The sequence below is a fragment of the Phenylobacterium montanum genome (genome assembly GCF_018135625.1).
GTDB classification, from domain to species: Bacteria; Pseudomonadota; Alphaproteobacteria; order Caulobacterales; family Caulobacteraceae; genus Poindextera; species Poindextera montana.
Window position 1 is genome coordinate 20832 of record NZ_CP073079.1, and the last position, 21090, is coordinate 41921.

Here is a 21090-nt window from a genome sequence, read left to right on the forward strand (position 1 = left end):
CCGCAGCTCTGTAATATAACCACTGCGCCATACGTCAGATTCGGCCAATCGATCGCTCCCCGCACCACTCTGACGTGGGTGCGGGCAGGGTGCAACGGCGGCAGGGCCCAGCGCCGACACGGCGCCTGTGTCGGATGAGAGGATGAACCTGATGAGTCCGGTTGGCGCCGATCTATGTCCATGTCTCTCGGCAAGCATCGAAGGCCTAGCCCAGAGCACGAACGGTCGCGTGTCAGGCCTGGTGTTTGCAGATGTCCGATAGGATCGCCGCGGCTTTGCCGGGTCTTGAGGCCAAAGCGCTCGAGACGCTTCGGAAGCGCGCGCCGTGCCCGGTGGCGACCTACAGGACGATCCTCAGAAGCATCGCGGCCGACGACCTTGAGAGTGAGGGCGCGGAACCGACGCGGCGACGCTTCAACGCCTACTACGGCGTTCGTCGCAACGCCGCCTGGCGGATGTCGTTTTACGCCCGCTTCGAAGCGGCCAAACATTCAACCAGATCCGCGAGCGAGCTGTTCGAGGACGTCGTCGAGGGGATCAGGGCGGACACTGGACGGATTGAGGCCTCCTTCGCCAGCAAGCTCGTGGCGACCTTGAGGCCCAATAGCCCCGTGATCGACTCGGTCGTGCGCGCTTGGCTCTCGCTCCATACGGAGCCGCCAAGGTTCGCGAGCCAGACCGCGACGGTCGTCACCTACTATCGGTGGCTGGAAGCCGTGATGCTGGAGACCGCGGCGTCTGCGGGGGCCCGGCGATGGTCCGCCGCTTTCGAGGAAGCGTTTCCGAGCCCGGCGGGGGAACACGCCATCTCAGATTTGAAGCGGCTCGACTTTCTGATCTGGGCCGGCGCCGACCGCTAGGCTGCGCTTTCCAGCCACCCCGCATAGCCGCCCGCGCGAAGCTCGCAAGCCGGGCAGGCGCCGCAACCGAAGCCCCACGCGTGGCGATGCTCGCGGTCGCCCTGATAGCAGGTGTGGGTGTGCTCGATGATCAGGTCGACCAGCGCCTGGCCGCCAAGGCTGTGCGCGAGCGCCCAGGTTTGCGCCTTGTCGATCCACATCAGGGGCGTGTCGATGACGAAGCGTTTTTCCATCCCGAGGTTCAAGGCGACCTGCAGTGCCTTGATCGTGTCGTCGCGACAATCGGGGTAGCCTGAGAAGTCAGTTTCGCAGACCCCCGTGACGAGGTGTTTGATCTCTCGCCGATAGGCGACCGCGCTGGCGTAGGTCAGGAACAGGAGGTTTCGGCCGGGGACGAAGGTGTTGGGCAGGCCGCTTTCCGCGAATGCGATGGCGGCGCCGGTGGTCAGGGCTGTGTCGCTGATGCCGCCGAGCGATGTGAGGTCGAGGACGCGATCCTCGCCCAATTTCGCGGCCCAGGGCGCAGAGAGAGACCTGAGTTGATCCAGAAATTTGAGCCTGACGTCGAGCTCAACACGATGGCGCTGGCCATAGTCGAACCCGATGGTCTCGACCCGGTCGAACCGATCGAGCGCCCAGGCCAAGCAGGTCGCCGAATCCTGACCGCCCGAGAACAAGACCAGGGCCGAGGTGTCCGTCATCAGGCGGTCTCCGCGCCGTAGTAGCTGCACGCGCCGTTGTCGCTGTCTCGGCGCACCGTGACCCGCACCAGGTTCGGGCAAATCGGCTGCAGCTTCCGCCAGATCCAGGAGGACAGGTTCTCCATGGTCGCGGGGCCGAGATCGTTGATCTCGTCCAGGAACCGATGATCCAGGCCGTCGCGCGTTTCGGCGAGCGCGCGGTCGAGAAGGCCGAGATCGATGACCATTCCCGTTTCGGGGTCCGCGCGTCCACGCACGACGACCTCGGCGCGGTAGGAATGGCCATGGATGCGCCGGCTGGGATCGGCGTCGACCGTCCGTTGCAGCGTGTGGGCCGCGTCGAACCGAAATTCCTTGCTGAGTTCGTACATCAGCGGATGCCCATGAATTTGTGCGTCTGCAGGGACAGGCGCCACTGGGGATGTGCCAGGCAGTAGGCGATGGCCGCCTGGGTGTTGGCGTCGATGTCCGGCCCATCCATCGGCTGCAGCAGGTGATGTTGGAAGGCGAGTCCTTCGAAGGCACCAGGGTCTACGCCAGCCTGTGGGAAGACCAGTTTCAGCTCGTGCCCGGTTATTTGGGCAAGGCGTGTGGAGCCCTTCGGGCTGACGGTGATCCAGTCGATCGCGGGCGGGGCGGCCAACGTCCCGTTGGTTTCGACGGCGATCTCGAAGTCGCGGCCATGCACGGCGGCGAGCAGATCGTCATCGACCTGCAAAAGGGGCTCGCCCCCGGTCAGCACCACGAAGCGCGGGCCGTCGCCACCCCGCCACATTTGGGCGATGGCGTCGGCCAGGCCGTCGGCGGTCCGGAATCGCCCGCCGCCGTCGCCGTCTACGCCCACAAAATCGGTGTCGCAGAAGCGGCAGTCAGCGGTCGCCCGGTCGCGCTCCCTGCCGCTCCACAGATTACAGCCGGCAAATCGGCAAAACACGGCGGGGCGTCCGGCATGTCGGCCCTCGCCTTGCAAGGAATAGAACATCTCTTTTACGGCGTAGGTCACGTCAGGCGGCCCTCGCCTGCGCTGCCAATTCGGTCTTGATGACCTGGAGCAGATAGAAGGTCAGCTGACGGACGTCCGCCGGGACGTTCTGCAGCCCATTCCAGCGGCGGCGTTCCGAGCCGAAATCCCACTCGCCGTCGGACCAGGCTGTCTTGCCCCTCAGGAGGCGTAGGCCCTTGGCGAATTCGTCGCGGGTTTCGGCGCCGGTGACGCCGTTCAGGTAGTCCATGACGTAGCCCAGCGCGACGATCCCGGTCCCGTGGATCAAGCGGGAGTCCTTCGGGGTCTTGTTGTCCCAGTCCGCGGCGAAGACCGTCCGCACGGCGTGCCAATACTCGCTGATCAGGCCGACACCCTTATCGAGAAGGAGGGCGTCGTCGCCGGCGTAAAGCCGCAAAGCGCCGTCGCTCAGCGAGTTCATGATCACGCGCTGCAGGACGGTGTCGCGGATGACCCCCTTCGGATTGGTCTGCTGTTTGATCAGGCCCTTCAGCGCTGAGCCCGTTCGATAGTTCAGCGCCTCCGTCAGCAACGCAGCCTGAGAGCGGTTCGACATTCTGGGAGGCAGATCACCCACCTGCGGCAGCAGTTCGTAGACCAGCGCCTTGGGCAGCGGCCGGGTGTTGTTGATGAGGATGAACTGCCGTTGCAGCTCCTCTTCGGTGTCGCACAGGAAGCCCGAGACCAACACCTCGAAGTCGCGGCCATGCAGTCCAGCCAGGGCCGTGAAGCGCTGCTGACCATCGACGATCCAGCCAGGCGGGCCGTCCGTTACGTCGATGACGAGCCTGCGGGACGCGGCGCCGGGGCGGGCAGGGGGCTCGAGGTGAGCCCTGCCGAGGAAGGCAACAACGATCGGATTGGGGAGGATGGCGCTTGGTTTTTCAAGGTAGTCGCGGATCTCGCGGATATGCGCCGCGATTTGGGGCCGTTGGAAGCCGGTCAAGAGGCCCTCTCCGTCGCGGCCGGCGCGCTCGATCCGGGCGATCCGCGAGATGTCGCCCGCCTTCGCGACGAACGTGAACACCGTCATGTCGGGGTTTTGGGCCGGCGTCAGGGCGTTGAAATAGAGAAGGGTCTTGCTCATGGCTGCCGGAATTCACTGAGGTGGGTGTGGAAGACGTGGAGATTATGGATGCCGCGACGCTTGTTGCGGTTTGAGGTGCGGAAGATCAGCGCCTCGACGCCAGCCTCACGGCAGACTCGGCAACCGCAGTGTTCCCAAGGTCGATCGGTGAGGGTGTCTGCATAGACTTTCCGCTGCTTCGCCGCGGCGTCGGCGCGCCGACTGGGGGAGACTTCCTCGTCCCAGTTGAGCGCCGCCCAATAGTCCATCACGGCGTCGAGCCCCTGTTCGAGGGTCGCGCCCCCCGCCGCGTAGGCGCGGACTCCCTTCAGGGCGGCGTCCTCGAGCAGGCGGGCGTCTTCTTGGTTGAGACTCCCCTCCAGCGCCTTTTGCTTGAGCTTGTTGTTCTCGGTCGCCTGGGGGATTCGGATCGCGGTGTAGTAGGAAAGATCGCCGCTTGGCGTCCGCATCCAGTAGTTCTTCTTCGCATCCTTGAAGGCGCGGAGAAGCGGGGATGTGGTGTCGAAACTGGTGACGCCGAACTCCTCCAGGGCGCTCAGCTCCTCGATCTTGCCGAAGCCAAGGAGGTGTAGGCGCACGCGAGACGGCAGGGCGTTCCGCATGGCGGCCAGCACCCGACGGATTTGATCGATCTTCAGCGGCACGGTTCCGCCGATGGCCAGGTAATCGTACCCCATGTCCGCGAGGCTGCGGGCCGCGTCGGCCATGCTGGCGGTGGACCATCCTTGGATCACGCCCATGGGCGTGAACCCGCCGCCCAGCCGGCTGCCCGCGTGATAGAATTCTGCGGCGTTCTGGAGGGTGATCTCGTAGCGGTTTCGGACGTCCTCCGGCACATCGGTGATCGACCGATCGGCGCCAGGCTCATCAAAATCGAAGATCAGGTGGTCAGGTGAGCAGCCGTGGGTGAAGCCGCCATCGGCGTAGAATTCCGCCGTGTCTTCGGCGCTGTACGGCGGCGCGGGCAGGTTGCGATAGGTGAAGGCGCCGCAGTCGCCCATCATCATGCTGCCGGGAAAACGGGTCTCGGGATATCGCAGGAAGCGGCGGGCGCCCTCCCGGCGAAAGCGCATCAATTGGGCCTCGGAATATTTCCCGGGATGCCGAGCGTCTCCGACGATTCCGCGAGAGACGAGGATCCCGTCGTAGGGGGCGTCGTCGAGGAATTCGTGAGGATACTGGTCGTCACGGTGGATGGTTCGACCGGCGCCGTTTCGGTCCGCCAGGAAGTCGTAACCCGGGTCGATCGTGTCGAGGCTGTCAGCAAAGATGAAGCGCATCAGGCCACCTTCGCGAAGGCGTACTGGCGATCGAGGCGGGCCAGGTGGCTCGACAAGAGTTTGATGTCGCGCGGCAGGTTTTGGATCTCATTCCAGTCCCGCTGTAGCTCCGTCCATCGGCCCGACGTCCATCGGCAGTGGGGCGCGATGCGGCTGAGGGCGTCATAGGCGTGCGCCTGAAGATCGGCGCCCGGCGCGGCGCGCGCCATGATCCGGTCCATCAGGATGCTCATGGCCTCGATCCCGGCGGAGTGCATCAGCCGGCTGTCGGTGGCCGGAAGGCCCCAGGCTTCGGGGAACGCCGCCTTGGCCGCGCTCCAATAGGCGACAAGGATGCGGTACATCCCATCTACGTCCGCCGGCGTGTCTCCGTGCGCCTTTAGGGGCCCGAGCGCCCCAAGAGCGCCGCCGATGCTAAGGCGGATCGCCTTGATCAGCGCGGAGTCGATCACGACGGCGCCGGCCTCATCCTCCGACAGACGTCGGATCAGTCCCTTGAAGGGCGATTCCGGCGAGGTCTGGAGACGATGGACCAGCAGGCTGGGGATTTTCCGGGCGGAGAGGTCGCGCGGGAAAAAGGCGTCCACCTCGGGCAGCAGTTCGTTGATCAGCCTCGGATCGAGCGGCTTGGCCTTGTTCACCAGGATGAACTGCTCGCGGTGAACGGCCAACTCCTCGGAAACGAACGCGACGACGGGGACAGGAAAGGTCTTGTCCTTGGCCTGGGACAGGGCGATCGAACGCTGCTGCCCATCCACGATCCAGGCGGCGCGCGACCCGTCGAGAGGCAAGGGGATTCTCAGGGTGCCGGCCTCGGAAACGCGCAGGTCGCCCTCGGGCCGCTCACCCCGGGCGGCGGTGAACCGGGCGCGCGGTGAAATCGCCAGGATGATCGCGTTGGGGAACAGCACCGGACCTTGATCCAGGAAGTCGGTGATCGCTTGGACGTGGCTCTTGATGCCCTTGCGCTGAAAGCCTTGCAGCGAACCTTCGGCGTCGCGATGCACCCTCGAGATCTCGGCGATCTTGAGCAGGTCCGCGCCGGCGATGAAGAAGGCGTAGATCGCCTTGTCCGCCTGGACCGTGCGAACCGCGCGAACGGCAAGGACGGGTTCGGTTGTCTTGCGGGGCCGGGTCATCCCACGCTCCCATCGGCGACGGCGGCTCTGAAGAGGCGAGCGAACCGGCCCTGTTCGCAAGCAATGCCATCGACGTCACGCAACTGGCGAAGCAGTCCAGAGGCGCTCGCCCGGGGCGTAATCCGGCCCTTGATCAGGAGCAGCAGGTCGGCGTCGGACCGCTGTATGCGCGCCGGCCTTTCGGGGGCTTCGAAGTGCGAGAGGGCTGACCGCACGGCCGCAGCGTCGGCGGCGCGATCGATGGGTTGGCCCGCAATGTGTTCCACGAAGTGGAGGAGGGCGCGCTGGGCGAAATCCGAGCGCGTCCCGGGCGCCAGGGCATCCAGTCGATCATCGTAGGGGAGTACCGCGGAGTGGAGCGCCTCGGGCAGCGCCCGGATGAGGTTCGCTCCAAATATCCGCACACGCTCCAGCACCGGCGGCGGTGCGGCGGCAAGGCTAGCGCCTGCCATTTCGGCATACGGCCTCGTCAGCGCGACGAGGATCCGCCCTGGTCCGTCCTCTTGGAGATGACCCCAGCCGACAGAGTGGCTACCCGCCATTGCGCTTGCGAACCACGTCGTCGGATCAAAAGGCCCGTCGACTTTGGCCGATATGGAGTCGGGCACATCGCGGGCGATCGTCAGGCCATAGGCGGGGACAACGGCTTCCCCGGGCACGAGGCCAAGGCCGGCTGAAATCACGTAGAGCGGGCTGGCCGCCGTGGTGGCGGCGGCCTTCGCCAGGCCGAACGCGCGCCCTGCGTAGAGATCGGCGGCCGTCACCTTAGCGGGCAATGTAGCGACAGCTCTCCGCCAAGCGAGTTCCTGATCTGACTGGGTCTGGAGGTCTAGACCGGCGGGCGTTCCCTCGGCAGGGACCTTGAGGCGCTTCTGCTGAGCGCAGATCGTAACCACAGCGGCAATTGAGCCTCGCCGGGCGGGGTTACTGGGTCCAAATGAGCCTATTTTCATGAATAACTGCGCCCCAAAATGTCATTCGCCAGCCCGGCTCTCTCTTGGCGAGCCCCACATTTTGGGGTGCTGACAATGTCAGCTACTACGTGTGGACGTTAGCATATGTCTGATTCCACAGCTAGGCCCAGACGCCGCTTTTCGAAAATCTGTTGAGCAAAAACTGCGGCAACGGCGGGCCACGTTATTCGACCGTGGGGCGCAGTTATTGGGTCGCGGCCCTGCGAGGCCCACCTGGTCGGCGGTGCGTCAGCGCTTGGCGGATGGCGGCGGTTGCGGTCTAGTAGATGGATGATCCAGACCACCACGCGGCTTAGTAGGGGCGCTCGCCTCCGCCGCAGATCGCCGGGTTGGATCTATCTGGCGATGATCGTGGGCGGAATCGTCGTGACGTTGGCGAGCCTGGCCCTGCATCTCCGCTTCTAGCGCTCGCTGGTCGATGGCGGGAGATGGCCAAGTCGAACGGCGCGCCGGTGACACTTCTAAATGGCTGCGTTAGTTTCGCGTCTAATATATCTTATCGGAAATTAACCATATAAATCAATATGTTAGGCAGATTCGTGCGCGGCAGACAACGCCGCCTCCGACACCACTAGGCTTCCGGTGTCCGACCGCCGAGCGCAGCGGTCACGAGCGTTGCCAGGCCGCCCAGGCCCATGCAAACGGCGAGATAGAAGAACGCGGCCGCGGGCGAGATGATCGTCCAGAGCAGACCGGCAACTGCGCTCGCCGCGAATCCGCCGAAGCTTTGCATGGCCGCCAAAAGCCCGAACGCCGAACCTCTGAGATCAGCCGGTGCGATCGCGGCGACCGCGGCGTGCTGCCCCGTCTCCAGGGCGCCTGCGGCCAGGCCCGCCAGGACGAAACCGATCGCCAGCCAGGCGATCGATCCGCTGGTGAAGGCAAGATAGCCGCCGGCGAACATCAGCGCGCCTGTCGCCACAACCCAGACTGGGCCGCGATGGTCGCTGACGTAGCCGGCAGGAAAGCTGATCAACGTCGCCGCGACGTTGTAGGCGATGTAGAGGCCGAGCGCGGTCTGGGTGGCGCCTTGTAGCCCCAGATGAGGCGTTAGCGCCTGGGTGGCGCGCAGGATCAAGAGCGTTGCGGCCGCTCCGCCCAGTTCGAGCACGGTCATGGCCAGCAGGAGCCGGCCAAGCGGCCCACGCACGAGTGCCGCCAGTTTGATCCTGAGCGGTGCGCTCGTGCGCCGTGTCAGGCGCGGCGCGCGCGCGACGGCGAAGAAGATCGCCGCCGCGGCAAACAGGCCCGGCACGATTGAGACCAGAATGGCGGATCGGACCCCAATCAGACTGACCAGGACGAGCGCAAGCGCCGGCCCCACGATGGCGCCGAGATTGTCCATGGCGCGTTCGAACCCGTAGGCGCGGCCGTAGCCGTCGGCCGGCGCGATATCGGCCAAGAGCGCGTTTCGGGCCGGCACGCGCAGACCCCGCGCGGTCCAGGCGGCGACACGAAAGGCTCCGACCTGCCAGGACGCCGCAGCAATGCCGATCAACGACGAGAGCAGCGCCGTGGAAGCGTAGCCGCCGATTGCGACCTGCTTGCGCTGGCCGGGATCGTCGGCGATGGGACCGCCCGCGAGCCGGGCCAGTCCAGAGGCGCCGTTGGCGAGTCCCTCAATCAGTCCCAGCACCGCAGCGGGCGCGCCAAGGCTGGAGAGCAAGGACGGGAGCAGCGCCGTCGGAACCTCGTGACCGACATCGGAGAAGAAACTGGCGAGTCCGATGCCGGCCACCCCCGGCGTGAACCACGACCTCGGTGGCGACTGCTTTTGTTGATCCATCGCCATCCCATTCGTGAACTGCAAAGTCTGTCAGTAGCATGTGCCCAGTCGGGGCCTAACCGGCGGCTACGGGATCCCCGGCGCCATAGGAGAATCCTGGGGTTCTGGGAGCCCCCTCACCTCACGATCAGCACTGGGCAGTGGAGCAGATGGGCGATGCGGTCTGCGCGTGTGCCCAGCATCCGCTCATACAGAGCTGCGTTTCCGGTCGCGCCGATCACCACCAAGTCAAAGGCGTTGTCGTTGGCGAAATCCACGATCGTCCGGATGACGTGGCCGGTGAAGACATGCGGTTTGATCGACACGTTCAACCGCGCGGCAATAGCTTGGGCGCGCTTGATCTCGCCGCGGACCAGCTTGTCCTCATGGGCTTTGGTCTGCGCAATCTCGTCGATCATGTCGGTGTCGGGTAGGATCGACACCTCTTCGACCAGGATCATGTGCAGCTCGCCAGCGTATCTGGCTGCAAGGTCGCAGGCGATTTCAAGGGCCTTGAAGGCGTTGTTCGAGCCGTCGTTGGCGCTGAGTATCTTGCGAAACACTACACACCCTCCTCGGCTGGCGCGGCACCCCGCGCGGGCTCTGCGACCGGTTCCAGTTCCGCGTCCTCGTCGGGCTCTGTGGCGGGCAGGAGGTGGTGCGGCAGATAGAAAGCGTTGGCGATCAGGGTCGGAACGACGGCGCTGCCGATCACGGCGGCGACCAGGAGCGAATATTGCGCTTGGCTGATGACGTGATGGGACAGGCCAAACAGCGACGAGATGGTCCCGAAGGTCAGGCCGGTGGACATCAACAGCGTGGTGTACATCGACTCCCGGCGCGGACTCTTGAAGAACCGCGTAGTGGGGAAGACGCCGACGAACTTCGTAGCCATCTTCGCGCCCAACAGGACCACGAACGCCAAGGGAGCGGCAATCAGTGCGGGCACGGCCACGAACGATCCGGCCCGTATGAAGTAAAATGGGGTCAAGAGGCCGAAGGTCAAAGTCCTCAGCCGCCGGACGAGGACGTGATCCTTGCCGACCGTGCCGGCGAGCACCATGCCGACCAAGTAGGCCGGGAGCACCGCTTCGCTGTCGGCCCACGCGGCCAGTGCGCCGAGGCCGAACAGGATCAGCAGGAGGAACTTCGCCTCGAGTTCGGAGGGCCGCCCCCCGTACCAGCGGAAGAAGCGGGGCGTCAGCCAGGGGAGCACCGCAAAGGCGGCGATCGATCCGCCCGCGAAGATCAGCGTCTTGATTGTGAACGGTGCAAAGATCAGCCCCAGCGCCAGCACCGTCAGCAGGTCGTTGATGAAACACGCCGCGAGAATGGTCTTGCCATAGTCCGTCCGGTTGAGGCCGAACTCCAGCATCACGGCGTAGACGACGGCGACCGATGTGGTCGACAGGGCCACCCCGGCGAGCAGGCTCGGCCGAAGCTCCCAATGGAGCAGGAAAAAGGCGGCCGCCGCGCAGCCAACGAACGGAGCCGTGAATCCGACCACGCCGACGGCGCCGACTTCCTTAAGCTTGGTCTCAAGCACACGAGGGTCGAGCTCCGCGCCGGCCAGGAAGGTCAGCACAATGGCGCCGGCGCCCGACAGGAAGGTGATCCAGGATTCACCGGTCCCCAGCACGGCCTGGCCGATGATCGCCCCGATGATCAGCTGGGCGATGGTTCCGACGACGATTTCCGAAAGCGCCGTGGCGATCCGCAGCCAGATCGACAGCAAGGTCGCGACCAGCGCCAGACCCAACCACAGCGCCGCAAGAGCCCAGACGTGGGTCATATCCGCCTCGCTCCACTCGCCGTCCGGCGCAGGCCGGATCGGCGTCACCGTGTCACGCACGAGGAGGAACGGACCTGCTCCTACCTTGGCGGCGGGGACACGTGTCCGCCACACCGAAGGTAGGAGTCATCAGCCCTGGGGCAGTTGCGGGGGACTCCATCCCCGGAAACTCGATTTGCGCCGATGCTAGCCAAACGCACCTGTTCGAGCAACGTGCCCGCGACGATTTGATTCTTGGGGACGTCAGGGGATCGGGGCGCGGAACACGAAAAAGGCTCCCGCGGAGATCAGCGCGAAACCGAGCACCTGATTGATCGTCACCCTCTGACCAAGATAGGTCACCGCGAAGATCGCGAAAACGATCAGGGTGATCACCTCCTGCATCGCCTTCAATTGCGCGGCCGAGTAGAGGCCGCTGCCGAATCGGTTGGCGGGTACGGCCAGGCAATACTCAAAGAGGGCTACCCCCCAGCTTGCCAGGACGACCAGCCAGAGCGGACGGTCCTTGAACTTGAGGTGTCCATACCAGGCGAAGGTCATGAAGACGTTCGAGCAGATGAGCAGAAGGACGGGCGTAAGGCGGGCGGCTATGGTTTGCATGAGCGTGCTAATCCGAAGCGTCACAGGGTGATCAGGCTTTGGACGGTTGTTCATCCGTCGGTGTTGGGGTCGACGACCCTTACCGCCACGGCGTCGGAGGCGCCATTGACCGCCCGCCTGTATCCTCGAAATTGGCGCGGGGATGGAGTTCCCAGCTTCAAGCCCAGCGGCCAAAAGGGCTGGCCGATTCGCGGCCAGGACTTAGTGCGCCTAAGCGCGGACTACTGGTGGGTGATCGGCGTCGGCGTCGTGCTCACCCTGGCGCGTTTCAGCGAAGCGTTCCTGGTCCTCAAAGGCAGGGCTGCGGGGCTCCCGCTCGCGCTCGTGCCGGTGGTCATGGTGGTGATGAACGTGGTCTATGCGGCCACCTCGGCGCCCGCGGGAGCGCTTTCCGACCGCATTGGCCGGCGGCCGGTGCTCGTGGCCGGCTTGGCCGCCCTCGCCTGCGCAGACCTCGCGCTCGCGCTCATGCCGGGGCTGGCGGGCCTCTTCGTGGGCGTGTCCCTCTGGGGCCTCTACATGTGGCTGACCCAAGGCCTGCTTTCGGCGCTGGTGGCCGACACTGCGCCAGAGGACTTGCGAGGCACGGCCTTCGGCATCTTCAACCTGGCGACGGCTGCGGCCCTCCTGGCGGCCAGTGGGATCGCCGGGCTGTTCTGGGACCGCTATGGACCATCGTCCACCTTCCTCGTGGGCGCAGTCTTCGCCGCACTGGCCGCTGCGGGCCTTACGCTTCGGCGGCGACAAGCCTGACTGCGCCGCAGGCCGACGCGCATCCATTCGAGGCGCGACGCCGGGATCAAACGCCCTGCGGGGAAGCGGCCGGCGGGGCGGACTCAGCAAGCACATCGACCGCCGGTTCGAACCGTCCGAACGCCAGCGCCAGCGTCGGCAGCACGAGCAGATTGAGCGCCATGGAGGTCATCAGTCCGCCGAGGATGACGACCGCCATCGGCCCCTCGATCTCGCGACCGGGGTCGCCCATGCCGATCGCTAGGGGCAGGAGGCCTAGTGCGGTGACGAGCGAGGTCATCAAGATCGGCACAAGCCGGTCTGCGGCGCCTTGGATCGCGGTCTGCGGGCCCCAGGTCCGGCCCTCGACTTCGACGAGGTGTTCGAAATGCGAGATCATCAGGATCGAGTTGCGCAGGCTGATGCCGAACACCGTCACGAAGCCCACCATCGAGCCCAGCGTCAGCATGCCGCCGGTGATCAACACCGCGAGCACGCCGCCGGCCAAGGCGAACGGCAGGTTGGCGAGCACTAGCAGGAGGTTGCGCCAGTTGCGCGTGACCACGGACAGCAAGAGGACGATTCCAGCGCCGGCGACCAGCGAGTTCAGCAGGAGATCGCTCTGTGACTTCGACTGGGCTTCGGCTGCCCCAGCGAAGGTCACATAGGCGCCGGCCGGAAGCTTCACTCCCGAGGCGATCGCGGCCTTGGCGTCCTTCACGAAGGAGGCGACGTCGCGCCCGGCCACATTGGCGGTGACCGTGACCAGCCGGCGCGCCCCCTCGTGCTGCACTTGATAGCGCCCCGGCGCGGCGAAGACGTCGGCGACCTGACTTAGCTGGACGAATACGCCGCTCGGGGTGCGCAGCGGCAACTGGCCGATCCGTGCGGGGTCGCCGCGGCTGTCGCGGTCGAGGATGGTCAGGACGTTGAACACCTGGCTCCCCTCATAGGTCTGGCCCACGACGTCGCCCTGGTAGGCGGTGCGCACGAGGTCGAGCACCTGGACCGGATCGAGCCCCCAGCGCAGCAGGTCGCCCTTGCGCAGGCGGATGGTGATCTGCGGCAGCCCTGGCGGAGACTGGACCTGCACCTCGCTGGCGCCGGGCACGCCGCCGAGGACGGTCGCCACCACCTGGGCCTTCTGGTCGAGGAGGTCGAGATCGTTGCCGAAGACGTTGACCGCCACCGCGGCGGTGTAGCCGGAGAGCGTCTCCTCGATGCGCTCGGTCAGGAAGGTCTTGACCGAGAAGTTGACGCCCACGAAGCCGGCCAGGGCCTTGCGCACCTCGCCCTGCACCTCCTCGGCCTGTTCACCGGTGAGCGGCTTCAGGTCGACTTCGAACTCGCTGTAGTGCGTTCCCCAGGTGTCGCTGGCCAGTTCCGCCCGGCCGACTCGCTGCCCCACCGACCGGATCTCCGGAATACGGTGAAGGGCGTCCGCGACCCGCGCGCCGATCCGGGCGGATTCCTCCAGCGAAGTCCCCGGCGCGGCGGACATGTGGATGATGTAGTGGCCTTCCTTGAGCTCGGGGATGAACCCGGCGCCGAAGAACGGGAGCGCCGCTGAGGCCAGCACGGTGAACGCCGCGGCAGCGATGCTCACCGGCGTTGGACGTCCGACGATGCCGTCGAGAAGCCGCTGATAGTGGCCTCGCGACCAGCGCACCACCGGCGGATCGGCAACCTCCCGCAGGCGGCCCACGAGCCACATCATGGCCAACGCCGGCGTCACGGTGAGCGCCACGACGAGCGAGGCGAGCACCGCCAGGATGTAGGTGATGCCCATGGGCGCGAACAGCCGGCCGGCGATGCCCGAAAGCGCGATGATCGGCAGGAACACCAGGATCACGGCCAGGGTGGCGTATACGACGGCGCCGCGGACCTCGAAGATCGCCTCGAACACGACGCGGGCCTCCGGCCGCGGATTGTCCGACCGCCGGTTCTCCCGCAGGCGGCGCGCGACGTTCTCCACGCCGATGACGGCGTCGTCAACCACCACGCCGACGGCGACCGCCAGGCCGCCCAGGGTCATGGTGTTCAGGGTCAGGCCCAGGCGCTGGATCACGATGATCGCGGCCAGCAGCGACAGCGGAATGGCGGCGCATGAGATGGCCGCGGTGCGCAGGTTGAAGAGGAAGAGGAACAGCACCACCACGACCAGCACGCCCCCGAGGATCAGCGAGGTGCGGATGTTGGAAAGCGCGGTGGAGATGAAGTTCGCCGGCCGGAACAGGTTCGACTGAAGCTCGATCCCCTGCGCCTTCAGCGCCGGCCGAAGCTCCTCCAGCGCCGCCTCGACGCCCCGGGTCACCTCCATGGTGTTGGCGCCGTACTGCTCGGAGATGTTCAGGATGACGCCGGGCTTGCCCTGGACCAGGGCCGCTCCGATCGGCGGCTCGGGCGCCACGACGACATCGGCCACGCTGCCCAGGGTCACCCGTCCGACCCCTTGGCTCGAGACCACGGTGCGGGCGATCTCGTCCGCGCTCAGCGACTGGCCCTCGGTCTGGAAAACGATCCGCTGGTTCTTGGTGTCGACGAACCCCGCGCCGCGCACGCCCGTAGCCTGCTGGGCGGCGGCCATCACGTCGTTCAGGCCCAGACCGTAGCGGACGAGCTTGTCGGGGTGCACCTGCACCTGGATCGAGCGGGTGTCGCCGCCGAAGACGATCACGTCGGCGACGCCCGGCACGGCGAGCAGCCGCAGGCGCGTGGTCCACTCCGCGGCCGTGCGCAGATCCATCTGGCTGCGCGTCTTCGACGTCAGGCCCGCGACGAGCACCGTGCTGGTCGAGGACGTCAGCGGGGTGATCGCCGGCGGCTGCACGCCCTGCGGCAACTGCTGGGCGGCTGAGGCCAGCCGCTCGGCCACGAGTTGGCGGTCGCGATAGATATCGCTTGCGGGACCGAAGAAAACGCTGACGATCGAAAGGCCCTGGATCGAAGTCGATCGCAGCGTCTGCACGCCCGGCAGCCCGTTGACCGCGGTCTCGATCGGCCGGGTAACCAGCACCTCGACCTGCTCGGGGGTGAGGCCCGCCGCTTCGGTCTGGATCGCCACCTGCGGCGGCGCGAACTCCGGGAAGACGTCGTACTTGGCCTGGCCCAGCGCATAGACGCCGTAGGCGACCAGCAGGCAGGCCAGCGCGACGACGATGCCGCGGAAGCGGATCGCGAAAGCAATGACCCGGGCCTGCAAGCCCGTGGGGTGCTGGGCGCTCAATCGGTCTCTCCGGCCGCTTGGCTGGTCTGGGGCCGCATCTCTTCGGACAGCAGCAGCTGGGCGCCTGACGTCACCACCTGGGCCCCTGGGGGGAGGTTGGTCACGACGTAGGCGCCGCCGGCGCCTGATCCGGCGACCGCGATCGCCACGCGCTTGAAGGTCTTGGGGCCGGTCCGTTGATAGACCCAGGACTGCCCCTGCCAGACGATCACCGCCGAGGCGGGGACGACCACGCCGCTCCGGACCGCCCCGGTTGACAGCTCCGCCGTCACGTTGAGACCCGCCAGGAGGCCGGTTGCGGCCGGCGCGACATAGTAAAAGCTCGCCCCCTGGATTCTGGGATCGGTCGTCACAGCTGCGGAGACGAGACGCCCGAACACCGCCGGACCGTTGTCCGGCCGCACCGTCAGGGTCGTCGGCGGCCGGGCGACCGCCATACCCGCAGGCGCGGTCACCTGCAGCAGCACCGTTCGGCGCTGGATCAGATCCTGTCCGAGCCTGCGGTCCAGGGAGGCGCCGAGCACGGGCCCGAATTGCAGCCGCGCGGTCGCGGCCGCAGTCGTCGCCTGGGTCTGCGCCGCCGCCAAGCCTGCCGCGTCGGCCTGGTAGGTCGCCTCCGCCGCCTGGAGCTGCGCCAGCGACATGTTCTGGGAGTCCTTGTAGAGCAACTGGGCCCGCTGGAAGGCCGCTTTGGAGGCCTCGACCTTGGCTTGGGCCGTGGCGGTCTGCGCCCGGGCGTTCAGCAGCGATTGGGCGAGCATACCGTAGGGCGTGACGTCGACGACGGCGGCGATGGCCTGCACGGTCTCCGGGGCTGTCGCCGCCGCGACCGGCATGGTCTGAAGGCCGTTGCGGCGCTGGTCGTCGAGATCCACGGCGACGATGGTCGCGCCATCGGCGGTAGATACCCGCTGCGGCGCCGCCACCGGCTTCTCGCGCTCGGCCTCCCGTTCCTTCTCCGCGCCGCCGTCGATCACCCGCCATGTGATCAGGGCGATCAGCGCGAGCGCGACCGCGCCCACCAGCAGCCAGAGCGGCCGAACGGCCGAAGATCGGGGTCGAATCATTGCGCGGGCTCCGCGTCGAGGCGAGGGCTGGCCGGAAGAACGGGAAGAACCGCGCCGGACCCGAACAGCGGATGCTGAAGGGCGTCTTCGAGCTGACCGAGCGCCTGGCGCTGGGCCATGACGGCGTCCAGGCGCGCGATTTCCGCGGCGGAGACCTCGAGCGCGCCGGCCAGTAGCGTCGGCCGATCGACTTGCCCAGCGCGGAAAAGAGCCTCGGTGCGCGCCTGCCGATCCCGTTGAGCGGCCAGCACCGCCTCGGCCGTCGCCAAGCTTTGGTCAGCTCGCCCGTAGCTGACCGCCGCGGCATCCACCGCCCCCATGACCTGAGCTTGCAGGCCTAGGAAGGTCGCCGCCGAGAGACGGCGCCGGGCGAGCGCCTCGGCGATAGGCCCCTGATTCTGGTTGAAGACCGGCAGGTCGAGCGTCAGCGGGACGCTGTATTTGCTGTCGCCTTGATCCCACGTGTAGCCGGGGCCCAGGGTCAGGTTCGGATACTGGTTGGCGATCTGCAGCTGCACCGCCGATTGCGCGGCCGAATATTGGGCCAGGGCCGATCGGATGTCGGCGCGCCCGGTCAGCGCGGTTTGCCGCAAAGGTCCGGTCATGGCATCCGCTGGCCCCTGGACTTGGTCGAAGACCGCGAGGTCCAGTTCGACCCCTTCGAGCGCCCTCGCGGGCACGCCGAGGGCCGTCGCCAGCTGGGCTTGAGCCGTGGCGGCCACCTTCTCGGCGTCCTTGACCGCGACGGCTGCCTGGTCGCGATTGATCCCCTCGCGCGCGACGTCCACGGCAGACGCCTCTCCGACCGCGAGCCGGTGCTCCAGCAGGGTGACCAGCTGTTCTTCCTGCGCCAAGCGTTTCGCCGTCAGCCGAACCCGCTGCCGGGCCGCCCAAAGGTCCAGCATCGCCGTGCGGACACGGCCGCGCACCTGCCAGGCGGCCGTGCCGATGTCGTCGCGTGCAGCCTCGGCCAGATACCGCGCCTGGTCGGTGCGATAAGTCCTCTTGCCGAAGGTTTCTATCACCAGATTGACTGCGCCGCCGACCGTCCAGGGCGACGGTACGGTCGTGGTGGCGTTGTACTGCGGAAGGAGATTGATCGTGGGGTTCGGCCGCTGGTGCGCCGTCCTGACGCCCGCGTCGGCCACGGCCAGCTTCGCGTAGGCGATGTCGAGGTCCGGATGAAAGAAGAGCGCCGCGAGCGTGAGGCGTTCGAGGCTCCAGGCGTTCGGCGCCTGCGGCCGCGGCGCATTCATCGAGTCGAGGAATGCGTTCAGGCGCGGGTCGGCGAGGGTCCGGGCGTCAAGCGCCGCCGCGGTGGAGGCCGGCGCGATGGGTTCTGGCCGATAGCTCGCGCACCCGGCCAGCGCGACGACCGCGCAGCCCGCCAGCGCCTGGACAACAACCCTCCGCAATCGCATTCACCGGTCCGCCAGCTCTGAGGAACGGCGCTCTATAGCTGGCGCGAACTGAAGCTGCGATTACGGGCAGATGACGGTCTCGTCATCTTCGCTCAGGGCTCAGAACTCGACGGAAACGTCAGGACGACCTTGGCGCCGGAGCCGGGTTCGCTGAACACTTCGGCCTCGCCGCCATGGCGCTCGACGATGCTCTTCACCACGGAAAGACCGAGGCCCGCGTTCTGGCCCGCGCCGCTGCGGGCGGGATCTGCGCGGAAGAACCGGTCGAACACTCTCGGCAGATGTTCAGGCGAAATGCCGCGGCCGGTGTCTTCCACCGTCACCTTGAGCCCGGCGGGACTGCCCTGCGCCTGAATGCAGATGCGCCCGCCCTCCGGCGTATGGGCGAGTGCGTTCGACACGAGGTTGCCAACCGCTTGCTGGAGCAGGGTCCGGTTCAGCCGTGCTTCGAGACCGGCTCGCGCGGCGACTATGAGCGACACGCCGGCCTCCGATGCGCTGGCTTCGTAGAACTCTGCCACGCCGTGCAACTCGCGACGGACGTCAAGGACCTCCCGCTGCAACGGTTCGGTCGCCGCGTCGGCCCGGGCCAGGAACAGGAGGCTGTTGACCACGTGCGAGAGGCGGCTGCACTCCTCCAGGCAGGAGCCAAGGATCGCCTCGTACTCCTGCGGCGCGCGGGTGCGGTTCAGCGCGACCTCGATCTCGCCGTGCAGGTTATTGATCGGGGTGCGCAACTCGTGGGCGACATCGTCGGAGAACCGCGAGACGCGCGCGAAGCCGTCTTCGAGGCGGCCGAGCATCGCATTGAACGCCTCCGCCAAGACCTGGAGCTCCGAGGGCAACCCCACCGTTGGAATCCGCTCGTGGAGGGTTCCGGATCCGATCCGCCCGGCGGTTCCCCCGATGCGCCGGATTGGCCGCATGCCGGCGCGTGCGATCAGATAACCGGCCAGGGCCGAGCCGAGCAGCGAAACGCCCAGCACCCATCCCATCCGCGCGCGGTAAAGCGCGATCAGCCGCTCCTCGTCGGTCCGGTTTATGGCGACCTGGATGTAGCCGCCGGGGATGCGGTCCACCGCAGCCGGGGCGATCAAGGAGCGGAACTGTTCGCCGGTGTTCGAGCGTGTGTCTGCTCCCACAGAGCCCAGGCGCGCCACCGCCGCAAACGTCGGTCGAGTGGGTCTTGGCAAGACCATCGTCATCCCGGGGCTCTCGAGGAGCACGGACCCTGTCTGGTCGAGCAAACGAACATAGAGTTCGCGGTCGCGCCGCGGCGCTGTGGAGGCGCCTGACGCGGTCCAGCCGCCAGCGGGCGCTGCGCGCAGGATCAGTCGAATGTTGGCCAACTCATTTTCCAGGAGGCGGGTGTCTTCGCGAGCGAGGTTGGCCGCCAGGATCCAATAGAGAAACGCTGTCGCCGCGAAGATCAGGGTGAAGCCGGAGATCGCGTACCAGACCGTCAATCGCAGTGCGATCGAGCCCGTCCAACGGCGGAGCCCCCCTGGTCTCGCCATGATCAGGGCCGCTCTTCGAGGACGTAGCCGACGCCGCGGATGGTGTGGATCAGCCTCTGGCCGAACGGATCGTCCACCTTGAGCCTCAAACGCCGGACATGGACATCGACGACATTGGACTCGCTCTCGAAATTGATGTCCCAGACTTGTTCGGCGATCAGGGTGCGGGAGACCGCTTCCCCCATCCGGCGCATCAGCAGCGACAGCAGGGTGAACTCCTTGGGCGTGAGGTCCAGCAGTTTGCCCGCCCGTGTGGCCCGGTGGCGGATCAAGTCCAGCTCGAGGTCCGCGACGCGCAGGACAGACGCTGAACGCCCCCCACCCCGCCGCAGGATCGTGCGGATGCGCGCGAGCAGCACTGAGAATGCGAACGGCTTGACGAGATAGTCGTCGGCGCCGAGGTCCAGGCCCCGGACCTGATCGTCGACGGCGTCCCGGGCGGTCACGAACAGCACCGGCGTCTCTAGGCCTCGCTGGCGGAGTTCGGTCATGATCGACCAGCCGTCGCGCCCCGGAAGCATGACGTCCAGAATGATCAGATCGTAGAATCCCGACGTGGCGAGGTGGGCGCCGTCATCCCCGTCGGCGGTCACATCCACGACAAAGCCATTCTCCGTCAGCCCTTGCTTGATGTAGGCGGCGGTCTTGGCCTCGTCCTCGATGATCAGAATCTTCACCTTGGCGACACGTGTCCTTGGTTGGCTGACCACGCACGCACTCGGGTCGCACATTGATCTATGCGGCCGGACGTGAGGGGGACACCCTGTATGCACGCGGCCAAATTACGTCGAGCTGACGTTTGCATGACGTTTTCGTCATGGTCGTCCGTGGCCGCCACACGCGAAAGGGCCTTCAGCGAGGAGCCCATCGTTGGGAACATCCCATGGCGCACGGCCCGCTTTCCCGAGGAGATCAGGATTCCGAACCGAGGCCATCGTTCGTGGACCTCACGGGCAAGGGCGACGCGCGCGACGTCCACGAGCCCCTTTCGGATGCTGCGTCGCTGGATGAATGTGTTGCAAATCGAGCTGGGGCACGTGCTGGAGACGGACTGGCGTGGCGCAGCGGCCCAGTGCCGCGTCATCGAAGCCCTCGCGGGTCCGATTGAGGCTGCGCCGCACGTACTGGACTAATGCGGTGGCGTGAGACGGAACCTCGTCTATACTGAGGACGCATGCGTCTCGTCGTCGCCCTTCTGGCCGTTATTGGCCTATTGACCAGCCCGGCAGCCGCTGCGGCGGCGCACGCCTCGTGCCATGACCATGCGTCGATGGGCGTGGCGATGGCCGACATGCCAGGCATGGCCCAGGCCGACACTCAGAAGGCCGATCCGTGCTGTGATCCGGCCAAGGATACTGGGCAAAGCAAGCACAAGAGTTCCGACTGCGCCCAGTCCTGCGCGACGATGTGCGCTGTAGTCGCCGCTCTGCCGAACACCCCTATTGCGTTCCTGGCGCCGCCGGATCGCGAGGCGCTCCCGCAGGCGCGGGTCGCCTCATTGAAGCCCCACGAGCCTAGTCGGCTCGAACGACCTCCCAGATCGATCGCCTGAGCCTGTAGGCCACTGGCCTGCGGAAGCGCGCTTGCGCGCTAGCGCCGGATTCCGTCCGGCCCTCAACGATCAATTCCAGGAGACTTCCCATGACTATGCGTACGATATCGGCCGCCGGCGCCCTGACGCTCGGCCTTTCCGTCGCCACCGCCGCGGCCGCCCACGGCGTCGGCGGGTTCATCTGCCAGACTTTCAACATGGCCAAGAACACGCCGCCGACGACCCACTGCGTGACTTGGACCAAGGAGGCCGCCGAGCACATGCGCGAGGCGCCCTGTGATCCCTCCAAGATGAGCGCCGCGGAGATGCGGCAGCGGTGCGCCGAGATGTCGGCGGCCTCCGCGACGCCCTCGAACGGCTAGCCGGCTCCAAGC

General features: G+C 66.6%; 20 protein-coding genes and 1 riboswitch. Of the genes, 4 read left to right on the forward strand and 16 right to left on the reverse strand.

The window, feature by feature from the left end; all coding sequences use genetic code 11:
- Window positions 1–275: 275 nt before the first annotated feature.
- A complete protein-coding gene (locus tag KCG34_RS25415; RefSeq protein WP_211941022.1) occupies window positions 276–860 on the forward strand; it encodes a hypothetical protein in 585 nt (194 codons plus the stop codon).
- On the opposite strand, the gene queC is transcribed toward KCG34_RS25415, so the two are convergent.
- The 11 genes from queC to KCG34_RS25470 all read right to left on the reverse strand — a co-directional run bounded on the left by queC (window position 857) and on the right by KCG34_RS25470 (window position 11201).
- Window positions 857–1561, reverse strand: a complete 705-nt coding sequence (gene queC / locus KCG34_RS25420) for a 7-cyano-7-deazaguanine synthase QueC (RefSeq protein WP_211941023.1) — start codon at window positions 1559–1561, stop codon at window positions 857–859. The two genes, KCG34_RS25415 and queC, sit on opposite strands and share 4 nt — an antisense overlap.
- On the reverse strand, window positions 1561–1932 hold the full coding sequence (locus tag KCG34_RS25425) for a 6-pyruvoyl trahydropterin synthase family protein (protein ID WP_211941024.1): 372 nt from the start codon (window positions 1930–1932) through the stop codon (window positions 1561–1563). Before KCG34_RS25425 ends, queC begins: the two co-directional genes overlap by 1 nt.
- Complete coding sequence (gene queE / locus KCG34_RS25430) at window positions 1932–2564, reverse strand: 7-carboxy-7-deazaguanine synthase (RefSeq protein ID WP_211941025.1); 633 nt, start codon at window positions 2562–2564, stop codon at window positions 1932–1934. The genes KCG34_RS25425 and queE overlap by 1 nt, the downstream gene beginning before the upstream one ends.
- 1 nt (window position 2565) lies before the next feature.
- Window positions 2566–3597 (reverse strand): DGQHR domain-containing protein DpdB, encoded by a 1032-nt coding sequence (dbpB, locus tag KCG34_RS25435; protein WP_249138401.1) that lies wholly within the window; start codon window positions 3595–3597, stop codon window positions 2566–2568.
- A gap of 50 nt (window positions 3598–3647) precedes the next feature.
- Window positions 3648–4931, reverse strand: coding sequence for a tRNA-guanine transglycosylase DpdA (dpdA, locus tag KCG34_RS25440; protein WP_211941026.1), 1284 nt, complete (start codon window positions 4929–4931; stop codon window positions 3648–3650).
- The gene (gene dbpB, locus KCG34_RS25445) at window positions 4931–6070 is read right to left on the reverse strand and encodes a DGQHR domain-containing protein DpdB (protein WP_211941027.1); all 1140 of its coding nucleotides are present in this window, start codon (window positions 6068–6070) and stop codon (window positions 4931–4933) included. The genes dpdA and dbpB (KCG34_RS25445) overlap by 1 nt, the downstream gene beginning before the upstream one ends.
- Window positions 6067–6834 carry a hypothetical protein gene (locus KCG34_RS25450; protein ID WP_211941028.1) on the reverse strand — a complete coding sequence of 256 codons (768 nt, stop codon included), beginning with the start codon at window positions 6832–6834 and terminating at the stop codon, window positions 6067–6069. The genes dbpB (KCG34_RS25445) and KCG34_RS25450 overlap by 4 nt, the downstream gene beginning before the upstream one ends.
- Window positions 6835–7615: 781 nt before the next feature.
- Window positions 7616–8830, reverse strand: a complete 1215-nt coding sequence (locus tag KCG34_RS25455; protein ID WP_249138402.1) for an MFS transporter — start codon at window positions 8828–8830, stop codon at window positions 7616–7618.
- A gap of 116 nt (window positions 8831–8946) precedes the next feature.
- On the reverse strand, window positions 8947–9372 hold the full coding sequence (locus KCG34_RS25460) for a universal stress protein (RefSeq protein WP_211941029.1): 426 nt from the start codon (window positions 9370–9372) through the stop codon (window positions 8947–8949).
- Window positions 9372–10601, reverse strand: a complete 1230-nt coding sequence (locus KCG34_RS25465) for a cation:proton antiporter (RefSeq protein ID WP_211941030.1) — start codon at window positions 10599–10601, stop codon at window positions 9372–9374. The genes KCG34_RS25460 and KCG34_RS25465 overlap by 1 nt, the downstream gene beginning before the upstream one ends.
- Window positions 10602–10714: 113 nt before the next feature.
- Window positions 10715–10774: riboswitch (Fluoride riboswitch) on the reverse strand.
- Window positions 10775–10844: 70 nt separating this feature from the next.
- Window positions 10845–11201: a DMT family protein gene (locus tag KCG34_RS25470; protein WP_211941031.1), complete on the reverse strand. Its 357-nt coding sequence runs from the start codon at window positions 11199–11201 to the stop codon at window positions 10845–10847.
- Between the two features lie 204 nt (window positions 11202–11405).
- Here KCG34_RS25470 and KCG34_RS25475 point away from each other — a divergent pair, with 204 nt between their 5' ends.
- On the forward strand, window positions 11406–11954 hold the full coding sequence (locus KCG34_RS25475; protein WP_249138403.1) for an MFS transporter: 549 nt from the start codon (window positions 11406–11408) through the stop codon (window positions 11952–11954).
- A 46-nt stretch (window positions 11955–12000) separates the two neighbouring features.
- Here KCG34_RS25475 and KCG34_RS25480 read toward each other — a convergent pair whose 3' ends face one another.
- The 5 genes from KCG34_RS25480 to KCG34_RS25495 form a co-directional block, all read right to left on the reverse strand.
- Window positions 12001–15159 (reverse strand): efflux RND transporter permease subunit, encoded by a 3159-nt coding sequence (locus KCG34_RS25480; RefSeq protein ID WP_249138404.1) that lies wholly within the window; start codon window positions 15157–15159, stop codon window positions 12001–12003.
- Window positions 15156–16226, reverse strand: a complete 1071-nt coding sequence (locus tag KCG34_RS25975; RefSeq protein WP_249138405.1) for an efflux RND transporter periplasmic adaptor subunit — start codon at window positions 16224–16226, stop codon at window positions 15156–15158. The genes KCG34_RS25480 and KCG34_RS25975 overlap by 4 nt, the downstream gene beginning before the upstream one ends.
- The gene (locus KCG34_RS25485) at window positions 16223–17647 is read right to left on the reverse strand and encodes a TolC family protein (protein WP_211941034.1); all 1425 of its coding nucleotides are present in this window, start codon (window positions 17645–17647) and stop codon (window positions 16223–16225) included. The genes KCG34_RS25975 and KCG34_RS25485 overlap by 4 nt, the downstream gene beginning before the upstream one ends.
- Window positions 17648–17739: 92 nt before the next feature.
- Entirely contained in the window at window positions 17740–19113 is a 1374-nt protein-coding gene (locus tag KCG34_RS25490) for a heavy metal sensor histidine kinase (RefSeq protein ID WP_211941035.1), read from the reverse strand.
- Between the two features lie 53 nt (window positions 19114–19166).
- Window positions 19167–19841 carry a heavy metal response regulator transcription factor gene (locus KCG34_RS25495; RefSeq protein ID WP_211941036.1) on the reverse strand — a complete coding sequence of 225 codons (675 nt, stop codon included), beginning with the start codon at window positions 19839–19841 and terminating at the stop codon, window positions 19167–19169.
- Window positions 19842–20338: 497 nt separating this feature from the next.
- On the opposite strand from KCG34_RS25495, the gene KCG34_RS25500 reads away from it, so the two are divergent.
- Together KCG34_RS25500 and KCG34_RS25505 are read left to right on the forward strand one after the other, a co-directional pair.
- Window positions 20339–20716: a hypothetical protein gene (locus KCG34_RS25500; RefSeq protein ID WP_211941037.1), complete on the forward strand. Its 378-nt coding sequence runs from the start codon at window positions 20339–20341 to the stop codon at window positions 20714–20716.
- Window positions 20717–20805: 89 nt separating this feature from the next.
- A complete protein-coding gene (locus KCG34_RS25505) occupies window positions 20806–21078 on the forward strand; it encodes a hypothetical protein (RefSeq protein ID WP_211941038.1) in 273 nt (90 codons plus the stop codon).
- The last annotated feature ends 12 nt before the right edge of the window (window positions 21079–21090 follow it).

Bases quoted from the DNA above. Each gene is read 5' to 3' on its own strand.
- queC (WP_211941023.1), bottom strand. From the start codon at position 1,561: ATGACGGACACCTCGGCCCTGGTCTTGTTCTCGGGCGGTCAGGATTCG.
- KCG34_RS25425 (WP_211941024.1), bottom strand. From the start codon at position 1,932: ATGTACGAACTCAGCAAGGAATTTCGGTTCGACGCGGCCCACACGCTG.
- dbpB (WP_249138401.1), bottom strand. From the start codon at position 3,597: ATGACGGTGTTCACGTTCGTCGCGAAGGCGGGCGACATCTCGCGGATC.
- dpdA (WP_211941026.1), bottom strand. From the start codon at position 4,931: ATGCGCTTCATCTTTGCTGACAGCCTCGACACGATCGACCCGGGTTAC.
- dbpB (WP_211941027.1), bottom strand. From the start codon at position 6,070: ATGACCCGGCCCCGCAAGACAACCGAACCCGTCCTTGCCGTTCGCGCG.
- KCG34_RS25455 (WP_249138402.1), bottom strand. From the start codon at position 8,830: ATGGATCAACAAAAGCAGTCGCCACCGAGGTCGTGGTTCACGCCGGGG.
- KCG34_RS25465 (WP_211941030.1), bottom strand. From the start codon at position 10,601: ATGACCCACGTCTGGGCTCTTGCGGCGCTGTGGTTGGGTCTGGCGCTG.
- KCG34_RS25470 (WP_211941031.1), bottom strand. From the start codon at position 11,201: ATGCAAACCATAGCCGCCCGCCTTACGCCCGTCCTTCTGCTCATCTGC.
- KCG34_RS25975 (WP_249138405.1), bottom strand. From the start codon at position 16,226: ATGATTCGACCCCGATCTTCGGCCGTTCGGCCGCTCTGGCTGCTGGTG.
- KCG34_RS25485 (WP_211941034.1), bottom strand. From the start codon at position 17,647: ATGCGATTGCGGAGGGTTGTTGTCCAGGCGCTGGCGGGCTGCGCGGTC.
- KCG34_RS25500 (WP_211941037.1), top strand. From the start codon at position 20,339: ATGCGTCTCGTCGTCGCCCTTCTGGCCGTTATTGGCCTATTGACCAGC.
- KCG34_RS25505 (WP_211941038.1), top strand. From the start codon at position 20,806: ATGACTATGCGTACGATATCGGCCGCCGGCGCCCTGACGCTCGGCCTT.